A 14,776-nucleotide genomic window follows, 5' to 3' on the forward strand; every position below is an offset into this window, starting at 1 on the left:
ATCGTAGGCGGTGTCGACGAGGCGACCCGCGCCTCCTCGACCGGTCGCCCGATCGACCCCGGACCGGACGCGGCGGCGCCCCGCCCCCCCCCGGGGCGGGGGGGGGGGGGGGGGGAAAAAGACCCCCAGAGGCCGGCGGGGCCCCGGGGGGCCCCGGGCCCCCCCCCCCCCCCCCCCCCCCCCCCCCCCCCCGCCCCCCCCCCCCCCCCCCCCGCCCCCCCCCCCCCCCCCCCCCCGCCGCGGGCCCCCCCCCCCCCCCCCCCCAGGGTGCGACCCCCGGCGGCGTCGGGCTCCGCGGCTCACCAGGTCGTGCGGGTGCGCTCCTGCTCGACGACGGCCTCGCGGTCGGCGAGCCCGCGGAGCCCGGCGAACTGCTGCCCCATGCGCGGATTGCCCGAGAGCACCGGCTCGACGCGGTCGAGGAACGCCCAGTAGCCGGCGGTCACCGGGCAGGCGTCCTCGCCGAGCCGCTTCTTCGGGTCGAACCGGCACGAGCCGCAGTGGTCGGTCATGCGGTTGACGTAGGCACCACCCGACGCGTACGGCTTCGTCGCGACGATCCCGCCGTCGGCGTGCTGCGACATGCCCACGACGTTGGCCGGCATCACCCAGGGCGTGCCGTCGACGTACATGTCGACGAACCACTGGTTGAGTGCCGCCGGGTCGACCCCGCGTTGCAGGGCCCAGTTGCCGAGGATCATCAGCCGCTGGATGTGGTGGTTCCAGCCGTGCCGCCGCAGGCCGTCGAGCGTCTCGCTGAGGCACTCGGCCTCGACGGCCTCGACGTCGAGCCCGGCGAACACCTCGGGCAGGGGCTGCGTCGCCCCGAGGGCGTTGCTCGTCGTCGCGAAGTCCTCGCCGAGGTGCCAGTAGAGGTGCCAGACCCAGTCACGCCAGCCGACGATCTGCCGGGTGAACCCCTCGACGCTCCGCAGGGGGGCGTCTCCGGCCTGGTACGACGCGACGGCGGCCTCGACGACCTCGCGCGGGTCGAGCAGCCCGAGGTTCATGGGGGCGCTGAGCAGGGAGTGCGCCATCGTCCAGTCGCCCGACAGCGTGGCGTCCTCGAACGGGCCGAAGTCGGGCAGCCGCACCTCGACGAAGTCCGCCAGCGCGGCCGTCGCCTCGGCCCGGGTCGCCGCGAACCGTCGGGGCGCGTCGTCGCCGACGAGGCGGACGACCCCGTCGCGCTCCCAGCGGTCGAGGTCGGCCCGCACCTCGGCGTCGATGTCGTCCTCGTCGGGCCACTCCTGCGGCGGCAGGCCGAGAGTGGCCGCGCCCTTCGGCGGCTTCTCGCGGTTGTCGTGGTCGTAGTTCCACTGGCCTCCGACGGGCTGCGGGCCCTCCATCAGCAGTCCGGTGCGCTGGCGCACCGCCCGGTACCAGTCCTCCATGAGGAGGCGCGGTGCCGGTCGACCGCCGGACGCGCCGGTCGGTCGACCCGCGCCTCCTCGACGGGCGTCGTCGGCGTCCGCCGTCGCGCCTGCCGACCGGCCCGGACCGCGTCCGCCCTGGCGACCCGCGGCCCACTCGGCGAACTCGGCCTCGCTCGAGACGAAGCCACGGCTCGGCAGCACCTCGGCTCCCACCGACCGCACGAGACGGCGCGCCCGGTACGAGGTGGGGTCGACCACCTGCAGGTCGTCCCGCCCCTCGAGGGCCTCGGAGTAGTGCTCGACCTGCCGGAAGTCGACACGGTCGCCGAGCTCGGCCGCCCGGTGCCGGATCGCCGACAGGATCAGCTGCAGCTTGGCGCGGTGCAGGGTGCGGCCCCGCCACGACGACCGGCTCTCGACCAGCAGCATGGGGTCGCCGTCGTCGAAGTGCGGGCCGAGCTGGTCGAGGAAGATCCACCGGGTGCGCTGCATGCCCCGACAGTAGACGTGGGCACTCAGCGGGTTGCCAGCATGTTCACCGTGACGAACGGGGCGGGCGCGGCGTCTCATTGACGTGCAGCCCGGGTCGCCCCGGTTCGCCCGGACACGCCCGCTCGCACGACGACCACCGCACGACCATCCGCACGACTCCCCCAGCCGAAAGAGGACCCGAGATGTCGAACACCGCCGCTCCCACCCCCGCCACCCTGACCAGCAACTCGCGCGTCGACGGCGCCGCGCGCGTGGACGGTGCCTCGACCGTGTCGTCCGACGCCGCGGGCACCACGCGGATCGCCGACGGCGTCGTCGCCAAGGTCGCGGGCATCGCCGCCCGTCAGGTGCCCGGCGTCCACTCGATCGGTGGCGGCGCGTCGCGTGCCGTGGGTGCGCTGCGCACCGCCGTCGGCCAGCAGGACCACGGCCAGGGCGTCAAGGTCGAGGTCGGCGAGACCCAGGCCGCCGCGGACCTCAGCATCGTCGTCGACTACCCGCTGTCGGTGCAGCAGGTGGCGGACGACGTCCGCCAGGCCGTCGCCGACGCCATCACCCAGCTCGTCGGGCTCGAGGTCGTCGAGATCAACATCGAGGTCAGCGACATCTTCATCGCCGGACAGGACGACGACTCGGACGGCACGAACGACTCGCAGCGGGTTCAGTAGACAGCGAGTTCACTGGTACCCGCGGCGGTCGTCCCGACACGATCGTCCCCGCAGCACCGCGGGCCGCACCCCACCGAGCCGACCGGCTCGACCGCACGACCCGTGCACCATCGCCCCAGGAGGCACCCCATGGCATCACTGCTCCGACGCTTCGCCCCGCTCATCGTGGGCTTCGTCATCAAGAAGATCATGAACAAGCGCGGCGGCGGCAACGGCCAGGCCGGCGGCTACCAGCAGCCCGGTCGCCGTCGCTGACCGAAGCGCACCATCCGCACCGCCTCGGACGCAGGAGGCGCGACTCACGCGAGTCGCGCCTCCTGCGTCCTTTTCGTCCCGGCAGCGTTGCTCAGGCGGCGGGGCGGGCCGACCGACGGGCGAGCAGGCGGTCGCTCGCCAGCACGGCGACGAGCACCACCGCGGCGACCACGATGTAGAGGACGGGCAGCGAGTCGAGCCCGGACCCGTCGAGCACGAGGGCACCGATCAGTGCTCCGCCGCCGATGCCGGCGTTGAAGCCGGTCGTGTAGAACGCGCTCGCGAGGTCGCGCATCCGCTCGGGGGCGACCTGCAGCATGCGTGTCTGGAACAGCGGCGGCAGCGCTCCGAACGTGACGCCCCACAGCACGAAGGCCACGAGCGACGGCACGAGCATGCCCTCGAAGACGAGCATGCCGGTCACGGCCAGTCCGACGACGGCCACGCCGATCGGGATGCTCACCCGCGGTCGCGCCCCGAGGAACCACCCGACCATGCCGAGCCCCACGGCCCCGGCGATGCCGAACGCGAAGAGCCACGCGGCCAGACCCTGCTCGGGCACCCCGGTCGAGCGCACGAGGTAGGGCGTGATGTAGGTGAAGAACGAGTAGTGGCCGATCATGAAGACCGCCGTGATCACGCAGCTCAGGACGACGCCGAGCACGCTCGGCCTCGGCAGCGAGCGACGGCGACGGACGGCCCCCGCAGGAGGCGCGGTGCCGTCGACCAGCGTCGGGACCGCGTCGGTCACCGGCTCCGGCACCGACTCGTGCGCCGTGCCCCGACCGACCGGCGGCAGGAACTTGTAGACGAAGACCGCACCGAGCGCCATGAGCCCGGCGAGGATGCCGAACGCCTCACGCCAGCCGAGGGCCTGGCCGAGCGCGGTGCCGAGCGGGACGCCCAGCACGAACGCGAGGGTGCCCCCGCTCATCGCGACGGCGAGCGCGCGGCCGACCTGGGCCCGGGGCACGAGGTGACCGGCGTAGGCGCCGCCGATGGCCCAGAACATGCCGTGGGCGAGACCGCCGAGCACGCGGCTGGCGAGCACGAGCTCGTAGGTCGGTGCGATCGCGGTGAGCCCGGCGCTGATCGCGAGGACGACGATCAGGCCGACCACGATCAGGTGGCGGGGCAGGCGTCGGGTGAGGTGGGTGAGGCCGGTGCTGGTGAGCACGACCGTGAAGGCGAAGACGCTGACGAGCAGGCCGATGCTCGACTCGGTGACGCCGAGGTCGGCGCTCATCTCGGGCAGCAGGCCGGTCGGCAGCATCTCGCCCGAGATCGAGAGGAACGTGGCGACGGCGATGGCGATCAGGCCGGCCCACGGGAAGCGGGCGGACGGGGTGGACGACGGCGCGGTGGGGCGCGGGGGTGCGAGTGTCATGGAACCTGGGGTGGTCGGCGGGCGCCGTTCTCTCGACCCGATGGTGGCCACGGGCCGGCCGATCGTGACGATCTGCCGGCGGCACGGCCTTCGCGGCAGGTGCCGTTCGTGACCGTGGGTGACTCGGGGAGGATGGTGATCCCGACTGCGCGCTGTCGTGCACGCCCGGGGCCGGGAGTACCGCCCGACCGAGGTCGAGCCTACCCGCTCGTGCCCGGCCTGGCCAGGGGCCCGGTGTGCGGCGGCGCACCGCGTTTCGTGCACCGCACCTCGACGAGTCGCGGTGCAGTGCACGAAACGCGGTGCGGTGGGGTCAGGAGGCGCGGTGCGGGTCGGGCTCGCGCTCGCGGTCGCGGTCCAGGAAGCGGGCGCTCGGCGGCTGGGTCTCGCGAGCCAGCATGAACACGACGACGATCTGCAGGAACGGGATGAGCGCCCCGAGCCAGAACCAACCCCACCCCCAGGCCCGGGCGGCGTGCAGGCGACGGATGGTGAGCGTCGTCATCGGCACGAAGGTCATCAGGCACCAGAGACCCCAGACGAGGGCGACCCAGCTCGTGCCGCCCCAGGCCGGACCCGCGGGGCCGAACGGGCCGAGCGAGAACTGTCCGATCTGGAGGGACGCGCCCTGGCCCAGGCTGGTGCCCGGGCCCGCACCGGCCGGGCGGCCGAGGACGACGACCGGCCAGGGCGCGAAGAGCGACGAGCCGTAAGCGCCGATCGACCACGAGGCCACGCTCGCACCGCGCACCAGCGACCCGACGCCGACGTTGAGCACGAGGGCGAGGACGGTCTGGAAGAGCCAGATCCACCAGAACTCGGCCCGGCCCGCGCGGGCGTGCACCACGTAGGCGTTGCCGACGAACCGCCGGAGAGCCTGCATCGGGGTCGCGCCGGGCAGGGGCTGACGGTCGACCTCGAACCACGAACCCCTCGTCGTGCCTGCCGCCGTGCCCTCGCTCATCGGGACGACGATACGGGGACCGTGCCCGCGCCTCCATCCCCCACGCGAGCGAGATGTCCCCTCCCGCAGCGTCGCACCGCGTCTCGTGCAGGGCACCGCGACTCGTCGGGGTGTGCTGCACGAAAGGCGGTGCCACGAGGCCAGGAGGCGCGGATGCGGTCCGCGGCGGAGGGACCGACGGCTGCCTCCCCGGGAACGCACACCGCGCCTCCCGCGTTGACTGTCAGCATGAGCGCCGCGACCCCCGACCCGAAGACCTGCCGATCGTGCGGGCGCACCATCGAGTGGCGCAAGAAGTGGGCGTCGAACTGGGACGAGGTCGCGTACTGCAGCGACGCGTGCCGCAAGCGCAAGGTGACGGCGCAGGACCGCGAGCTCGAGCAGCGCATCCGCGACCTCCTGGCGGCCCGGGCGGCCACCTCGACGATCTGCCCCTCGGACGTCGCGCGGTCGCTGCACCCCGACGACGAGGACGCCTGGCGCGGATTGATGGAGCCCGTCCGTCGCGCGGCCCGACGCCTGGTCGCCGCGGGCGAGGTCGACATCACGCAGGGCGGGTCCGTGGTCGACCCGTCCACGGCGAAGGGCCCGATCCGCATCCGTCGGCACCGGTCCTGAGCCGGGCGTCGACACGACGCGTGGGGCGAGCGGGCTGCCAGGGACGCTGAGGACGATCGGGGCGACCGATCGGGATCAGACGGGTTGCAAGGCCGACCAGGGCTCGACGGGCAGGTCGACTCCGACCGCGTCGCCGGGTCGCACCTCTCCCCCGGCGAGCACGACGCCCATGACGCCCGCCTTGCGGACGAGCTCGCCGGCCTCGTCGCGTCCGACGACCGCCTTCAGCAGGCCCGACTCGAAGCGGTCGATCTGCAGGCAAGGATTGCGGAGTCCGGTGATCTCGACCCGCGCCTCCTGACCGAGGGTGAGCACGGTGCCGACGGGCAGACCGAGCAGGTCGACCCCGTGGGTGGTGACGTTCTCGCCGAGGTCGCCGGGCCCGACGCCGTAGCCGTGGGCGGCCAGCTCGGCGAAGAGCTCGGCGTGCATCAGGTGCACCTGCCGCAGGTTGGGCTGACTCGGGTCGCGCGCCACGCGGGAACGGTGCTGCACCGTGCGCCCGAGGTGGGCGTCACCCTCGACGCCGAGCCCGGCGAGCAGGGTGACCCGCTCCACGGGCGGCTTGCTGAAGCGGTGGACGTCGTCGACGTTGACCGAGAGGACGGAGGCGCGGGTCATGTCGTCAGTCTGCCCGCGTCGGCCGCCGGGGTCGAGGGCCGGGCTGCGCGGGGCCGGGCTCGGCAGCGGTCGGGCTGGGCGGCGGTGGGGCTGGGCGGCGGTGGGGTCGCACCGCCGACTGAACGTCACACCGTCGACATGGGCGGTGCGATGTTCAGTCGGCGGTGCGACAGCGGTGGCCCGGGCGATGGTGCCGGCCGGGGCACGGGTCAGCGGCGGACGTCGTGGAGGTGGTGCACGGGGTCGTGCACGAAGTAGCGCGCGAGCGAGTCGACCGTGAAGGCCGAGCCGTCGCTGCGGAGGCCGGTGCGACCGAGCCGGTCGTCGGGCACCGCCTCGAACGCGTCGGCGACGACGGCCGCGGCGGCCACGAGTTCGTCGGCCACCACCGCAGGTTGCTGGGACGCGTAGTCGTCGTCGAGCGCGGTGGCGTCCTGGTCCCAGTTCGCGAAGGTCGGCGCGTCCTCGGCGAGCATCAGCCGGAGGCGCGTGTCGAAGACCCGGAACACGTCGCGCACGTGCGCCCCGTACTCGAGCGGCGACCACGTGGCGTCGTCGGGCCGGGTGCGGGCGTCGGGCCGGGCGAGCTCGGCGGGCCAGGCGGCGGCGTTCTCGCGGACGAGGCGCGGCACGTCGCGGAACGTGACCTCGGCGGGGTCGAAGCCGCAGTCGTCGCAGGGGCGTTCGAGCACCCAGGTCCAGTTCTTCGTGTCGGGCGTGATCGGCATGGGACCGACGCTAGGACGCGCGACCCGGCACCCGCCATCGAGATCCTGCCGACGTCGGTGCCCCCGGCGCCAACCGCGACCACGCGAGGAACCCGGTTTCGAACCGTGCACCCGGTTGCTACCGGGTGCACGGTTCGAAACCGGGTTCATGGCGGGGCGGGAGCGGCGGGAGCGGCGGGACGGGGCGGGGCGCGGCGGGACGGGGGCTCGGGCTACCGGCGTCGCCCGACCGACATCCGCCTCCGGGATGACGTCGGCCCCGCGACCCGCCGCTACCGTCGACCCATGACGAACACTCAGCACGAGGGCCGGCTCGCGGGGGCGGCGGCGAGCCTGCGACGGCGGGTCGACCGCCGCGAGGTGGCGTGGGTCGTCGGCACCACCGCGGCCCTGTTCGTCGCCGGCGCGGCGCTCGTCGGCCTGACGGCCTCGGCCGGGCGGGTGGTCGCGTCGCTGCTCGAGTTGCCGGGCGCGCTCGCGCAGACCGCGCTCGTGCCGTTCGTGGTGTGGGCCGTCCTCGTCATCCTCGTCGCGTGGCGGTGGTCCGAGGCGCCGGCGTCACGCCGGGCCTGGCTCTACGTCGCCGCGGCGGCTGTGGCCCGGGCCGGCGTCGAGCTCACCGTCGGGTCGGGCATCACGTCGGGCCTCCGGGCGGGGTTCTCCCTCTACACACTGCCCACCGTCGTCTTCGTCAGCCTGCCGTTCGTCGCGACCGTCGGCCTGGCGTCGTTCGTCGTCCTCGCCGCGCGGTCGGGTCGGGGCGGCCGCGATGCCTCGGCGCACGACGGAGCACGTCCGTCCGAGCACGCACCCGTCGACGCCCCCGTCGACGCCCCCGCGGCCCGGGCGGACCGGGCGCCCCACCCGCCCCGTCACCTCGTGCACCGCGTCGCCGTGATCGTCGAGGCGCTCGCCCTCGCGGCGGGCGTCCTGCTCACGCTCTCGCTGGCCGGGCAGTGGTTCTCGGCCGAGTTCAGCCTCTTCGGCACCCCCGTGACCGTCAGCCAGGAGGCCGCGGACAGCTGGCTCCGGACCCTCGTCGCCTGCCTCGCGTGCCTCGTCGTGACGCTGTTCGCCGCGATCACCGCCGGGCATCGAGGTGTCGTCGTGGCGGCCGTCGTCGTCGCCGGGCTGGTCGTGATCGGTGCCGTCGGCGCACCGGTCCCCGGGGACCGGTGGGAGTCCCCCACCCCCCGCCAGGAACCCCTGCCCGCGAACTACACCCCGTGCTTCAGCGGCAGCGGGAAATGCAACTGACCCTCGGGAACGGCGAAGGTCAGGCGGGCGCGTCGACGTCGGCGCCGTCCCAGAGGTCGGAGCAGTCGACCGGCTCGGCGGCGTGCGCCCTGAGGTAGGGGCCCGCCCCGCGATCCCCGGTGAGGGACGCCGCGAGGGCCGACCAGTGGGACCGACCGACCACGACGGGGTGACCCGGGCGTCCGTGGAAGACGGACTGCCGCAGCGCAGCCGGGCCCAGGGGCACGTCGGCGGCCGGGGACGACAGCAGCCGCGCGACCGCGGACGGCGGCAGACCCGGGTAGTCCACCAGCGTGATGAGGGCGAGCCGCGCCTCCTCGGGGTCGGAGGCGGCGAGCGCCGCCAACCCGACCCGCAACGACGCGGCGAGGCCGTCGGCCCAGTCGTCCGCGACGACGACCGCCACCCTCGCCCGACCGTCGACCGGCGGGAGGCGCGGGTCGGCGTGCGGCGCGTCCGTCGCCCCGCCCGGCACCGGTGTCTCGACCGTCAGGAGGCGCGGGTCGGCGGCCAGCAGCGCCCGCGCCTCGGTCGCGCCCGCCCCGAGCACGACGACGACGCTGCCACAGCCCCCGTCGAGCAGCGTCGTCACGGCGCGGGTCAGCCACGGCCCGCGCTCGTCGACCACGAGCGCCTTGGGACGGCCCATGCGCGTCCCGGCGCCGGCCGCGAGCAGCAGGCCGACGGACGTCGAGGAGTCGTCACCGGGCATGGTGTCAGGCTATCCAGCCCCGGAGAGCACCTCACCCCGGCCAGCGACGTCCGACGTCGCGGTAGGTCGCGGGGCCGAGGCCGTGACACCATCGAGACCTGGCACCACCAGAGACCACCCGCTCGCCCGTCGCACCCGAGGAGCCCCGTGTTCGAGATCGCCGACCGCCTGCTGGCGCGACTCGACGCCGGCGAGCGCCTCGCCGTCGCGACGGCCGTGTCGGTCGTGGGCAGCGCACCCCGGACCGTCGGCACGTCGATGGCCGTCACCGTCGACGGCACCGTGATCGGCAGCATCTCGGGCGGCTGCGTCGAGGGCGCGGTCTACGAGATCTGCACGCAGGTGCTCGACGACGGCACGCCGCAGCTCGAGACGTTCGGGTTCAGCGACGAGACGGCGTTCGAGGTCGGGCTCAGCTGCGGCGGGCGCATCGAGGTGTTCGCCCGGCTCGTCACCCCTGACGACGCCGAGACGATCGCCGCCCTCCGCGATGCCGCCGCCGGGCGTGAGGCGTCGGCGCATGTCGTGCTCGGCCCGGTGCGCACCGGCGAGGTCGTGCCGACCGTCGACGACTGCGAGGGTCTGCGGGTCTTCAGCGAGCGCTCGGTGCCGCCGCCGCGCCTCCTCGTCTTCGGGGCGGTCGAGTTCGCCGTCGCCCTCTGCAACGCCGGGGCGGTACTGGGCTACCGCGTGACGGTGTGCGACCCGCGCCCGGTCTTCATGACCCGCGAGCGTTTCCCGTCGGCCGACGAGGTCGTCGTCGAGTGGCCGCCGAACTACCTGGCCCGGACCGACGTCGACGAGCGCACCGTGATCGCGGTGCTGTCGCACGACGAGCGGTTCGACGCCGACCTGGTCGAGGCGGCGCTGGCGTCCCCGGCGGCGTACGTCGGGGCCATGGGGTCACGGGTCACGCACGACCGACGCGTCTCCGCCCTGGCCGATCGCGGAGTCGGGCCGGCGGCGCTCGGCCGACTGCACTCCCCCATCGGGCTCGACCTCGGGGCGAGCACGCCCGAGGAGACGGCCGTGTCGATCCTGGCCGAGGTGCTCGCCGTGCGGTCGGGCGCCTCGCGGGCTCCGCTGCGCGACCGTGACGGCAGCATCCACCTGCTCCGCTGAGGCCCGAGACCCCCGGGTTCCGCCGAGGCGCCCGTGCGCGCAGAGGGTCTCGGCGAGCCCGTGGTGCGTCGGCGTCAGCCGGCCCCGCCCGGGCGGACCTTGGCGGTGTCGGCGACGTCGATGCGGGTGACGCCGTCGCCGCGGTCCTCGGTCGTGATGCGCGGGGCGGCGTCCGACTCGTCCGACTTCGGGGCACGGGTCAGCTGGTCGTGCCGCTTCTCGTCGTCGGTCATGCCGGTCGGGTCGTGGTCGACCTCGTGCCCCGGGCTGGTGTCGCGGCCGGCGTCGTCGGGACCGGGGGCCTGCGTGTCGTCGCTCATGCGGTCGACCGTACCCGCGCCTCCTCGTCCGCGGAGCGCGTCAGCCGCGACGCAGCCGCTCGACGGCCGATGACAGCACCGGCAGGTCGTGGTCGACGGTGTGCGCCACGACGGCATGCGAGGTGTCGAAGTACCGGTGGGCGTCGATGGCGCCCAGAGCCGCCGCGATGTCGTCCAACCGCGCCCGATCGTGACGACTCACAGGGCGACCCCGTCCCGCGAGACCGCTTCGGCGACCTCGGGGGTCAGGCCGTCGCGGGGCACGACGTCGACCACGACCCCGGCGATGTCGCTCGCCCGACGCGCAGCCGCCGCCAGCCCGAACAACCCGAGACCGTCGGGCAGGTCGACGACGACGTCGAGGTCGCTGTCGACGCGGTCATCACCTCGGCTGACGCTGCCGAAGACCTGGGGGTGACCGAACCCTTCGCGCGCGAAGAACGACCGCAGTTCGGCACGGCGAGGATGCACGATGCGCCCCACCGGCCCGCCGAACGGAGACGCGGTCGCGGTCGCGGTCGCGGTCGCGGTCGCGGTCGCGGTCGCGGTCGCGGTCGCACGAGATCGTGACGGCGTGAGCGTGAGCGTCAGGTCGAGGCCCGTCGCCTCGAAGAGCCGCTCGAGGACGGGCAGGGACGGGATTTTCGAGCCGCCCTCGTAGCGCGAGACGGCGCTCTGCGGCAGCCCTGCCCTCCGCCCCACCTCGCCCTGGGTGAGTCGTGCGGTGACCCTCGCCTCCCGCAGACGCGAGGCGACGTCCGTGGTGATCATGACCGGACTATATACGATCGGGCATGCGCCGCGCACAAGACCTTGGGAACCCGCCCAGACCCTCACGGGGGTTGCTGGGGTCCGAGCGGGTTGGTGGGGTCTGAGCGGGTTCCTGGGTCTCGGCGCCGGCTAGCGGGTGAGGACGACGAAGCCGCCGGGCTTGACCAGCACGAGGCTGCGGCCCTGCACGTCGCGCTGCTGCACGAGGCGGCCCTGCGCGTCGTACGACGACGCCGACGTCCGACTGCCCCGCACGCCGACCGGGGTCGGCAACGGCAGCCGCGAGGTCGACGACAGCAGCTCGGTCGTCGTCGGGCGACCGTCGGCCGCCGTCCCGGCGAGCACGAGCCGCTGGACGAGCGGCCGCACGATCAGGCCGTCGACCACGGTCGCGTCGCGGCCGGCGGTCACGGTGATCGCCGTCGCTCCGGAACCGATCGGCACCGGCAGCGTCTGGGGCAGCAGGGCCCCGGAGGCGGCGGTCACGCCCTGCGACCCGGCCTGCGTCGTCAACGTCCCCAGGGGCACGCGTCCCGCCTTCCAGACCGACGTCGAGCGCACTCCCTCGGCGGCGAGCAGGACCGGCTCGACGTGCCGCAACCCGGAGCCCGCGGGCACCGTGATCGTCGCGCTCTGCCCGGGCTCGAGCCGCAGCGCCGACCCACCGCCGTACTGCGACTCGCCCGTCCACGCCGAGTCGGGGGTGACGACCGTGCCCGTGGTGGGCGACGCCGTCTCGGCCTCGACCACCGTGAGGCCGTCACGCGACGTGACGCTCGTCAGCCCTCGAGCCTCGGCCGAGACGTCGGGGGCGCCGTCGAGGGCGATCATCGACAGCAGGCCGTGGATCGTGCTCTCGGCACCGCTGTTGCGATTCACCGTGCCGTCGGCCTGCACGCCGTCGAAGGTCACCCCGGTGGCCGGATCGTAGACGGGGGTGCCCGAGCGGTTCGTGCCGAAGTACCAGCTCGCGGCGACGGCCGCGACGCGCTTCAGACCCGGGGCCCCCGCGCCTGCACCGGCCACGGCGAGCGCCGACTGCAGCCGCGAGTCGGCTCCGTAGGCGATCTGCGTCTGGTCGACGGGCGTCGGGTACCAGGCGTTGTCGGGCCCGCTCGCGGTGAGCAGCGTCGTCGTGAACGAGGTCTGGTCGAGCACGGCCGGCTTCAGCAGGTCGGGTCGGGCGAGCACGGTCGACGCCCGGGCCAGGGCGACGGGCATCTGCGACGACCAGGCGTGCCACATCGAGCGGGACTTCGCCCAGGGCAGCACGGCTCCGTACGGCCAGGTCTGCCCGTCGCCGGACGACATCGCGGCGACGCCCTCGGCGAGCTGCGTCAGCGCGGTGCGCGAGGCCGCGTCACCCGGCACGACGGCCGAGTAGGCGCTCAGCCCGAGGACGGCCTCGGCCGAGGCGTCGGCTCCGGAGCCGATCAGCCAGGCGGGCACCTTCGCCCCGTCGGCCACGTCGTACCGACCGTAGCGGGCGAGCGTCTCGCGGTTCAGCGCCGTCACGCCGAGCTGCAGCCGCTGCTGCAGGAACGCGGCGAACTCCGGGTCGTCGTCCGCGAACGCGGCGTACCCCTCGCCGAACGCCCAGATGCTGCGGGCCAGCCAGTAGCTGTTGCCGCTGTCGGACGGGTCGGGCAGTTCGACCGGCACCGGGCTGCGGTTGAAGGTGCCGTCGGGCTGCATCCAGAGCACGACGTTGCCGGCGGCGTCACCGGTGGTCGTCTGGAAGTACGCGGTCGCCCGCAGCAGCTCGTAGGCCTTCTGCCGGCTCGACTCCGAGCCGGTCTGCTTCCAGTCGCGCAGGTACACGACGGCCGTCCGTGAGACGTCGTCGCTGTTGTACGCGCCCTGCCCCCAGTACCCGGTCGCGGGGTCGAGCGGACCGCCGCCCACCCGGGCGAAGGTGCCGCCGTCGCGGGCGTCCGCATAGGTCCACGGCAGGGTGAGCGTCGGCTCCGCACTCTGCCGGTAGGTCGAGTGCCCGGCCTCGGGCACGGGCGTCGTCTGGTCGAGCAGGAAGTCCAGGTGCGCGAGGTTCGTCAACGGTGCCACGGCCGGTGCAGCCGCCGGGGCGGTCGGCGCGGTCGACCCGGGCGGCGCGGCCGCCGGACCAGGAGGCGCGGCGGCAGCAGGCAGCGCCCCCGTCACCCCCAGCACGGTCGCCAGGGCCGCGGCCAGTGCCGCGCCCGTCCATCGTGAGTTGCGTGCGATCATCGTCGACCGCCTCCTTCTTGTCGGTGATCCGTGGGTGTCGCCGGTCCGGGGGTGTCGCCGGGCCGTGGGTGTCGTCGGGCCGTGGGTGTCGTCGGTCCGTGCGCGACCTCAGGCGCGGTCGAGGCGGGCGACGCCGATCTTCGAGTCGGCCATGCCGTAGAACACGTAGGGGACGCCGTCGACGTGTTCGATCGCGGTCGGGAACACGACGTTCGGCACGATGCCGTCGCGCTCGTCGGCGGTCTCGGCCTCGAGCAGCGGCACCTCCGACCGGGTGACCACGCGCGACGGGTCGTCGGCGTCGAGGATCATCCCGCCCGCCGCGTAGTTCACGTTCTGCTGCTGGGCGAAGGCGTCGTCGATCACGCCGGTGACGCCGTGGTGCAGCAGCAACCAGCCCTCGTCGACGCGCAGCGGGGGCGGGCCGCCGCCGATCTTCAGCTCCTCGAACGGGAACTCGGGGCCGGCGACGAACCGGTGCTGCCCCCACCGCGCCAACGCCCGCGGGTCGGCGGCGACCGCGTCGACCGGCACGTAGCTGATCCAGATCGAGTGCCGCCCGTCGGTGATCCCGGCCGGCAGCGGACTGCCCTCGCCCGGCACCGTCGCACCGATGTGCCACATCGGTCGGTGCAGCACGGCGAAGCTGCGCACGCCGTCCGGCGCGGTGACCGGCGACGGGAAGAACACGGTGTCCTTGTTGTGGAACAGCCCGAGGTCGGTGTCGAGCTCGTCGACGTACTCGAAGGTCGCGGGCCCGAGCCGGCGCCAGTCGCGCAGGTCGTCGCTCACGGCGACGGCGGTGCGCGGCCCGAGCGGCCCGTAGGCGACGTAGGTCATCACGTGCAGCCCGAGCTCCTCGATCCACGTGACGCGCGGGTCCTCGACGCCGGCGTGGGTCGCGCCGCGTTCCCACCCGCGGTCGGGCGCGAGCACGACGCCCTCGCGGGTCACGCCCACGGGCACGCCGTCCTCGACGACGACCCGGGCCAGCCCGACGCGCGACACGTTGCCCGTGGCCACGAGCCGCGGCAGCAGGTAGAGCTCGCCGTCGGGCCCGCGTCCCGAACCGGGGTTGAGCACCCCCTCGGCCTCGTCGGGCGAGTCGGGGTCGGGGGTCATCACGACGCCCAGGCGGGTCAGTCGGTACGGGAAGTCAGCCATGGGAGGCCCTTTCGAGAGGCGAGAGGCGAGAGGCGAGAGGCGGGAGGCGGGAGGCGACGGAGGCGCGATGCGAGGGGGGATCGCACCGCGCCTCC

At 74.4% G+C, this 14,776-nt stretch carries 16 protein-coding genes; 5 read left to right on the forward strand and 11 right to left on the reverse strand.

Annotation, left to right across the window (positions count from 1 at the left end; translation table 11 throughout):
• Positions 1-299: 299 nt before the first annotated feature.
• Positions 300-1,868, reverse strand: a complete 1,569-nt coding sequence (locus tag ACIOSR_RS11550; protein WP_402752690.1) for a cryptochrome/photolyase family protein — start codon at positions 1,866-1,868, stop codon at positions 300-302.
• Positions 1,869-2,050: 182 nt separating this feature from the next.
• Between ACIOSR_RS11550 and ACIOSR_RS11555 the strand changes: the two genes are divergently transcribed.
• Positions 2,051-2,536 (forward strand): Asp23/Gls24 family envelope stress response protein, encoded by a 486-nt coding sequence (locus ACIOSR_RS11555; protein WP_402752691.1) that lies wholly within the window; start codon positions 2,051-2,053, stop codon positions 2,534-2,536.
• 129 nt (positions 2,537-2,665) lie between these two features.
• Complete coding sequence (locus tag ACIOSR_RS11560) at positions 2,666-2,791, forward strand: hypothetical protein (RefSeq protein ID WP_255349713.1); 126 nt, start codon at positions 2,666-2,668, stop codon at positions 2,789-2,791.
• A gap of 91 nt (positions 2,792-2,882) precedes the next feature.
• Here ACIOSR_RS11560 and ACIOSR_RS11565 read toward each other — a convergent pair whose 3' ends face one another.
• Entirely contained in the window at positions 2,883-4,178 is a 1,296-nt protein-coding gene (locus ACIOSR_RS11565) for an MFS transporter (RefSeq protein ID WP_402752692.1), read from the reverse strand.
• A 313-nt stretch (positions 4,179-4,491) separates the two neighbouring features.
• Positions 4,492-5,142 (reverse strand): DUF805 domain-containing protein, encoded by a 651-nt coding sequence (locus ACIOSR_RS11570; protein WP_402752693.1) that lies wholly within the window; start codon positions 5,140-5,142, stop codon positions 4,492-4,494.
• A gap of 228 nt (positions 5,143-5,370) precedes the next feature.
• On the opposite strand from ACIOSR_RS11570, the gene ACIOSR_RS11575 reads away from it, so the two are divergent.
• Positions 5,371-5,760, forward strand: a complete 390-nt coding sequence (locus tag ACIOSR_RS11575; RefSeq protein ID WP_054147090.1) for a DUF2256 and DUF3253 domain-containing protein — start codon at positions 5,371-5,373, stop codon at positions 5,758-5,760.
• A 75-nt stretch (positions 5,761-5,835) separates the two neighbouring features.
• Here ACIOSR_RS11575 and ACIOSR_RS11580 read toward each other — a convergent pair whose 3' ends face one another.
• Together ACIOSR_RS11580 and ACIOSR_RS11585 are read right to left on the reverse strand one after the other, a co-directional pair.
• Complete coding sequence (locus tag ACIOSR_RS11580) at positions 5,836-6,381, reverse strand: MOSC domain-containing protein (RefSeq protein ID WP_402752694.1); 546 nt, start codon at positions 6,379-6,381, stop codon at positions 5,836-5,838.
• Between the two features lie 209 nt (positions 6,382-6,590).
• On the reverse strand, positions 6,591-7,109 hold the full coding sequence (locus tag ACIOSR_RS11585; RefSeq protein ID WP_402752695.1) for a DinB family protein: 519 nt from the start codon (positions 7,107-7,109) through the stop codon (positions 6,591-6,593).
• A gap of 285 nt (positions 7,110-7,394) precedes the next feature.
• On the opposite strand from ACIOSR_RS11585, the gene ACIOSR_RS11590 reads away from it, so the two are divergent.
• Complete coding sequence (locus tag ACIOSR_RS11590) at positions 7,395-8,366, forward strand: hypothetical protein (RefSeq protein ID WP_402752696.1); 972 nt, start codon at positions 7,395-7,397, stop codon at positions 8,364-8,366.
• A gap of 19 nt (positions 8,367-8,385) precedes the next feature.
• Here the strand turns inward: ACIOSR_RS11590 and ACIOSR_RS11595 are convergent, their stop codons facing one another.
• Positions 8,386-9,078, reverse strand: coding sequence for an NTP transferase domain-containing protein (locus ACIOSR_RS11595; protein WP_402752697.1), 693 nt, complete (start codon positions 9,076-9,078; stop codon positions 8,386-8,388).
• Positions 9,079-9,225: 147 nt separating this feature from the next.
• Between ACIOSR_RS11595 and ACIOSR_RS11600 the strand changes: the two genes are divergently transcribed.
• Positions 9,226-10,200 (forward strand): XdhC family protein, encoded by a 975-nt coding sequence (locus ACIOSR_RS11600; protein ID WP_402752698.1) that lies wholly within the window; start codon positions 9,226-9,228, stop codon positions 10,198-10,200.
• 74 nt (positions 10,201-10,274) lie between these two features.
• Here ACIOSR_RS11600 and ACIOSR_RS11605 read toward each other — a convergent pair whose 3' ends face one another.
• The 5 genes from ACIOSR_RS11605 to ACIOSR_RS11625 form a co-directional block, all read right to left on the reverse strand.
• Positions 10,275-10,520, reverse strand: a complete 246-nt coding sequence (locus tag ACIOSR_RS11605) for a hypothetical protein (protein WP_159827843.1) — start codon at positions 10,518-10,520, stop codon at positions 10,275-10,277.
• 40 nt (positions 10,521-10,560) lie between these two features.
• Positions 10,561-10,698 (reverse strand): hypothetical protein, encoded by a 138-nt coding sequence (locus ACIOSR_RS11610; protein ID WP_173153262.1) that lies wholly within the window; start codon positions 10,696-10,698, stop codon positions 10,561-10,563.
• 20 nt (positions 10,699-10,718) lie between these two features.
• Complete coding sequence (locus ACIOSR_RS11615) at positions 10,719-11,291, reverse strand: helix-turn-helix domain-containing protein (RefSeq protein ID WP_402752699.1); 573 nt, start codon at positions 11,289-11,291, stop codon at positions 10,719-10,721.
• A gap of 129 nt (positions 11,292-11,420) precedes the next feature.
• The gene (locus ACIOSR_RS11620) at positions 11,421-13,517 is read right to left on the reverse strand and encodes a hypothetical protein (protein WP_402752700.1); all 2,097 of its coding nucleotides are present in this window, start codon (positions 13,515-13,517) and stop codon (positions 11,421-11,423) included.
• 108 nt (positions 13,518-13,625) lie between these two features.
• Positions 13,626-14,681, reverse strand: coding sequence for a glycosidase (locus ACIOSR_RS11625; RefSeq protein WP_402752701.1), 1,056 nt, complete (start codon positions 14,679-14,681; stop codon positions 13,626-13,628).
• Positions 14,682-14,776: the final 95 nt, after the last annotated feature.

Source organism: Frigoribacterium sp. NPDC087798 (genome assembly GCF_044742985.1).
Taxonomy (GTDB): domain Bacteria; phylum Actinomycetota; class Actinomycetes; order Actinomycetales; family Microbacteriaceae; genus Frigoribacterium.